Consider the following 5,850-nt stretch of genomic DNA (forward strand, 5'->3'; position numbering starts at 1 on the left):
CCCCAGACCTGGTACGCGGCCGACGCCGACCTGCCCGACCTGCTCGACTACGACGTGATCGGCAGCCGCCAGACCTACCTGTACTTCGAGGGCACCCCGCTGTTCCCCTTCGGCCACGGCCTGTCGTACGCGTCCTTCGCCTACGCCGACCCGACCGCCCGCGTGACGGCCGGCTCGGTGCTGGTGGAGTGCGCGGTCACCAACACCGGGGACCGGACGGCGGACGAGGTGGTCCAGCTGTACGGCCGGGCGGTCCAGGCGTCGGTGCCGCGCCCGCGCCGCGAGCTGCTGGCGCACCGCAGGATCACGCTGGCCCCCGGCGAGACGGCCGCCGTCTCCTTCGAAGTCCCGCTGGAGGCACTGGAGTTCTGGGACGTCCGGCGGGGGGCGTGGCGGCTGGAGGAGGGCCCGTACGAACTGCTGCTGGGCGCGTCCAGCGAGGACGTGCGGCTGCGGACCACGGTGCACCTCGACGGCGAGGCGCCGGCCCCGCGCGCGGTGCGCGAACACGGCCTGCCGGCCGCCGACTTCGACGAGCAGTCCGGTGCCGCGATCGTGGACCGCACGAAGACGGCGGGCGACGCGGTGACCCCGGCGAACGGCACGACGGCCGAACTTCTCTACGAGGCCTGCGACTTCGGCACCGGCGTCCGCGAGGTGACCGTACGGGTCGCGGGCCGGGGCACGGTGGAGGTCTCCCTGGACGGCGGCCGGCCCCTGGCGGCGCTCGCCCTGGACTCCCCCACGGCGGGCCCGTACGCCTACACCACCCTCTCGGCCGGCCTCACCGCCGAGGGCGTCCACGACGTCCGCCTCGCACTGCGCGGCCCCGTCCGGCTCGCCCACGTCGGCTTCTCCGGCTGAGGATCCGCCACCAGCCCGGCACCAGGAAGGGGCCCGGCACCGGAAGGCAGCGGCACCGGGCCCCTTCGGATCGGCGGTCCGCCATCAGGCTAGCTGAAAACGGTTCCCATTAACAAGAGTCCGGCACCCGGACAGGCGAACGGCCGCAGCCCCCGCACAGTGGGCTGCGGCCGTTCTGTTCTCCGACCTGTCCGTGGCAGGTCAGAGCGCGAGACCGGTCAGGACCAGTACGCGCTCGTAGGTGTAGTCCTCCATCGCGTACCGCACGCCTTCGCGGCCGACGCCGGACTGCTTGGCGCCGCCGTACGGCATCTGGTCGGCGCGGTAGGACGGGACGTCGCCGATCACCACACCGCCGACCTCGAGGGCGCGGTGGGCACGGAAGGCGACCTGAAGGTCGTGGGTGAACACGCCCGCCTGGAGGCCGAACTTGGAGTCGTTGACCGCGGCGAACGCCTCCTCCTCGCCGTCCACCTTGCGCACGGTGAGGACGGGGCCGAAGACCTCCTCGCAGGCGATCGTGACGTCCGCCGGCACGTCGGCGAGGACGGTCGGCGCGTAGGAGGCGCCGTCCCGCTTGCCGCCGGTGAGCAGCGTGGCGCCGGCCGCGACCGCCTCGTCCACCCAGGACTCCACGCGCTTGGCGGCGTCCTCGCTGACCAGCGGGCCGACATCGGTCTTGGGGTCGGACGGGTCGCCGGTGACCTGGGCCTCGACGGCGGCGACGATGCGCGGCAGCAGCCGGTCGTACACCGACGCGTCGGCGATCACCCGCTGCACCGAGATGCAGGACTGGCCGCCCTGGTAGTTGGAGAAGGTCGCGATGCGGGTCGCGGCCCAGTCCAGGTCGGCGTCGGAGGCGTAGTCGCCGAGGACGACCGCGGCGCCGTTGCCGCCGAGCTCCAGCGTGCAGTGCTTGCGCGGCACCGAGTCCATGATCGCGTAGCCGACCTTGTCGGACCCGGTGAAGGAGATGACCGGCAGGCGCTCGTCCTGGACCAGGGCGGGCATGCGGTCGTTCGGCACCGGCAGGATCGACCAGGAGCCGGCCGGCAGCTCGGTCTCGGCGAGCAGGTCACCGAGGATCAGACCGGACAGCGGGGTGGCCGGGGCCGGCTTCAGGATGATCGGGGCGCCGGCGGCGATGGCCGGGGCGACCTTGTGGGCGCACAGGTTCAGCGGGAAGTTGAACGGCGCGATGCCGAGCACGACACCCTTGGGGAAGCGGCGGGTGAGCGCCAGCCGGCCCTGGCCGCCGGCGTCCGTGTCGAGCCGCTGGGCCTCGCCGCCGTTGAACCGGCGGGCCTCCTCGGCGGCGAACCGGAACACCGAGACCGCGCGGCCGACCTCGCCCCGGGCCCACTTGATCGGCTTGCCGTTCTCGGCGGAGATCAGCTGGGCGATCTCCTCCGTGCGCTCGGCCAGCCGCTTGCTGACGTGGTCCAGGGCGGCGGCGCGTACGTGCGCCGGGGTGGCGGCGAACTCGTCCCGTACGGCGTACGCGGCGGCCACGGCCTCCTCGACCTGGGCCTCGCTCGGCACGCTGACCGAGCCGACGAGCCGGCCGTCCCACGGGGAGGTGACGTCGAAGCTGTCCTCGCCGGTGACCTGGCGGCCGGCGAGCCAGAAGGCATGGGTGGAAGTCATGTACGAGTCCCGGCCCTTCCGCGTTGGGGGTGTGCTTGGCTTGCGAGGTCCACGGTAGGGCGGGGGCGGCCGGGGGTCGTTTGTCCGAGCCGTAGCAGTCGGGGCGGGGGGTACGCCGGTTTGGCGAGGTACTCGGCGCCGGGACGTCGGCCGGAAGGGCAGGGATCCCCGGTCACTCGGTCACTCGGTCGCCGTCGCCTTCAGCGCCAGCCACAGCTCCATGCGGACGTCGGGATCGTCCAGGCTGCGCCCGAGGATCTCCTCGACCCGCCGCATCCGGTACCGCAGGGTGTGCCGGTGGACCCCCAGATCGGCCGCGGCGGCGTCCCACTCCGGGGCGGCGGCGACGACGGAGCCCGAGGCGTCGTAGAGCGCCGCCCAGCCGTCGACCTGGGTGGCGAGCGCGCCGAGGAGACCCTCGGGGCCGGCGCCGAGGGCCTGCTTGGTCAGCTCCCGCTGGGCGGCGAAGCCGGCGGTGACGGCGCGGTACTGGTCGGCGGCGATGGCCGCGGAGACGGCCTTGCTGATGGCGAGGAACGGGGTGCGGCGGGGTACCTCCAGCAGCGGCAGGCCCTCCTGCGCGCAGGCGTCGACGAGCGCCTCGGGCGTCTCGTCGTAGTTCACGCCGACGGCGAACCCGAGCCCGACGACGCCGGCGCCGACCAGCCGGCGCACGTACCGCCGCATGGCCTCCCGGTCCTCCGCGTCCAGCTTGAGCGCGGTGATCAGCAGCAGCTCGCCGCCCTCCATGTAGGGCACGGGGTCGGCCAGCTCGCTGACGTGCGCCCAGCGGACCGGCACGTCGAGGTGGTCCTCGCCCGCGCGCACGGTCAGCTTGAGCGCGGAGTGGTTGACGAGCGAGGCGAGAGTGGGGGGCATGGGGCCTTCACGGTGAGGGGATCCGGTGATCTTTTGGCCGCGGTGTACGAACGACCCATCCCGATTCTGCCTCACCGTACGACCCACCGCCGCCGGTCCGCCCACCCCCGCAGTCACCCCGGCGCCGCCGGTCCGCTCACCCCCGCAGATCGACCAGCAACGGCGGCGCGTGCTCGCCCTGCACGGTGGTCAACGACAACACCGCGTGCCCCGGCGGCACCCCATGAGCCAACTCGGACGCGGACCAGCGCTCACGTTCCACTTGGCGGACGGTGACGGCCTCCGTCGTCACCGCCTTGCCGGTCACCAGCTTGCGCAGGGCATGGATCGCGCGGGTCATGGGCTGATCCGCGAAGACGGTGTGCCGGGCCACATCGCGCGTCTCCACCCACTGGGTACCCCAGGCTTCCGCGAACCGGCTTCCGTCCCAGGTGGTGACTCCGGAGAAGGCCATGCGGCAGCCTACGGACGCGTAGAGCGGTCCGTGCAGCGCCTCGGGCACGTCCCCGACGGTACGCAGGGCGAGCACCACGCCGGCGTTGCGCGAGCGCAGGCGCTGGATGCGGCGGACCGACTCGGCCGTCACGGCACCGGTCGCGTCGTCCAGCACCAGACAGACGAAGTGAGTCCGGTCACCCACCGTCGCCACGGCGCCGAACTGCGCCAGCAGCAACCGCGTGATCAGCCGGGAGGCCTCGTCGTATCCGCGGTCGGGCAGATCGATCCGTACCCGCAGCGGGTGGTGGGCGACGGCACGGAGCGAGAACGGCCTGGCTTCGCCTTGGCCGGCGCCGAAGAATCCGGCGAACGCCGGCCGGTCCAGCACGGCCAGGCGGTCGGCCAGAACCGGGCCGGGATCGCCGGCGCTGCCGGACTGCCGGGCGCGCGCGTCGAGCTCGCGGCGCATCGTGGCGTGCTCGTCCGCCGCGAGCGCGGCGCGCAGCGCGGCCAGGGCCGACGGATCGCCTTCCAGCAGCTCGCGGAGCTGCGGCAGGGGCGGGAAGCGCCCGTACGCCGCCCGGTAGGGGCCGAGGAGCTGGGCCAGGGCGGTGACGGACCGTTGCCCGCTGACCACGTCCAAGTCGCCGGCCAGCCCCTCTGCCAGGAAGGCGGCCGCCTCGTCCGGATCGTCGGAGTCCGCATAGGGGTCGAGGTCGTACACGGACGCCGGGTCTCCGACACGTACGACGACGTCGTAGGCGGAGTCGGGCCCCAGCGGCGTGCCGGCCGCGCAGACGGCGACGACCGAGCACTGCCCGGCGAGTGCCTGCAGACCGAGCGACTCCACAACGGGAAGGATCAGATGACGGGTCTTACCGGAACCGGAGGGACCCACGGCAAGCAGCGAGGTGCCGAGGGTGTCGGGTCCGAGCGCCGCTCCGGCTCCCCCGTAGGGGCTGGGGGTACGTTCTCCGGCGGCCCACTGCCCGATGCGGACCTGGCCGGTCAGCAGATCGTGGCGGGCGGACCGGCCCGGCAGGTCGCGGGCACCGGAGGGATGGGCCCAGGCGGCTGCGCCGTCACGCAGCACCGTCTCGGTGAAGGCGGAGAGTCGCGCCCGGGCCCGGGCCACGGTCCACATGTGGCCGACCCTCGCGCAGTCCACGTCGTTCATCCGGCCGGCGTGCACCTCCGCGGTGAGCACGTCCGCGGCCGGGTGCTGCCCGGCCTCCCGCAGCTCGGGCCAGTGGGACGGCCGCCGGTCGACGCGGGGCTCGGCAACCTGGGTGTCCTTGGCCCGGGTGCGGGACGCGATCGCCTCTTTCGCGAAGGCCCACCAGCCGCCGATCCGGGCGAACGGCCACAGCACCAGCACAGTGATGAGCGCGTACAGCACGTCCGTGAACAGCACCGACGCGAACACCTGGTAGTCGCCGGTGATCAGGACGATGAGGGAGAACAGCGGATCCTGAACGGGCAGCGGGTCCCAGCCCGCGCCGAAGGCGCCGGGGAAGACGAAGGCCAGCGCGATGAGCGCGCCCAAGGCCGCGATCAGAGCGCGCGCGGGCTGCGGGCGGCGGGTGACGACGTGCCGGATGATGTCGGACCAGCTGCCCAGGCGCGCCATGGCGAAGACGATGAGGCCGAAGGCCACGCCGTCGGCGACCGTGACGGCCTCGACTCCCTGGTAGTCCTTCGGCGAGGTGGTCCCCGCCCACCACCAGTCGTCCGGAGTGAGGAGCTTCAGGACGGCCCACTGATAGGGGATGCTGCCGTGCCGCCACAGTGACCACAGGAAGAGCCCTGCCGCCAAGGGGACGAAGAAGCCGACGATGGTGACGGGCGCCAGGCGCTCCTCCTGGCTCGTGGCCTTGCGCCGCCGGTAGCCGTAGCGCCAGACGCCGGGTAGGGCCGTGGGCCGCGGTTCGTCGAGCCAGTCGGCGACGGGTGAGCGGGGCTGCGCGGCGGGCGGGGCATACGCGGATTGGCGGCGGACATCTCGCCGAGCATCCGCATCAC

3 protein-coding genes and 1 pseudogene are annotated in these 5,850 nt (G+C 73.4%); 1 reads left to right on the forward strand and 3 read right to left on the reverse strand.

Features of this window, described 5'->3' with window-relative positions; translation table 11 throughout:
* Nucleotides 1–864: fibronectin type III-like domain-contianing protein (locus H5J33_RS20825; RefSeq protein WP_181796439.1), on the forward strand; the 864-nt coding region annotated here is incomplete at its 5' end.
* A 201-nt stretch (nucleotides 865–1,065) separates the two neighbouring features.
* Here H5J33_RS20825 and H5J33_RS20830 read toward each other — a convergent pair.
* The 3 genes and pseudogenes from H5J33_RS20830 to H5J33_RS20840 form a co-directional block, all read right to left on the reverse strand.
* Nucleotides 1,066–2,511, reverse strand: a complete 1,446-nt coding sequence (locus tag H5J33_RS20830; protein WP_181796440.1) for an aldehyde dehydrogenase family protein — start codon at nucleotides 2,509–2,511, stop codon at nucleotides 1,066–1,068.
* 213 nt (nucleotides 2,512–2,724) lie between these two features.
* Nucleotides 2,725–3,390 (reverse strand): annotated as a pseudogene (locus tag H5J33_RS20835) (PucR family transcriptional regulator); the annotation flags it as partial.
* Between the two features lie 136 nt (nucleotides 3,391–3,526).
* Nucleotides 3,527–5,850: ATP/GTP-binding protein (locus H5J33_RS20840; RefSeq protein WP_258565257.1), on the reverse strand; the 2,324-nt coding region annotated here is incomplete at its 5' end.

Origin of the sequence: Streptomyces sp. WELS2 (genome assembly GCF_013870595.1) — a bacterium.
Classification (GTDB): Bacteria; Actinomycetota; Actinomycetes; order Streptomycetales; family Streptomycetaceae; genus Streptomyces.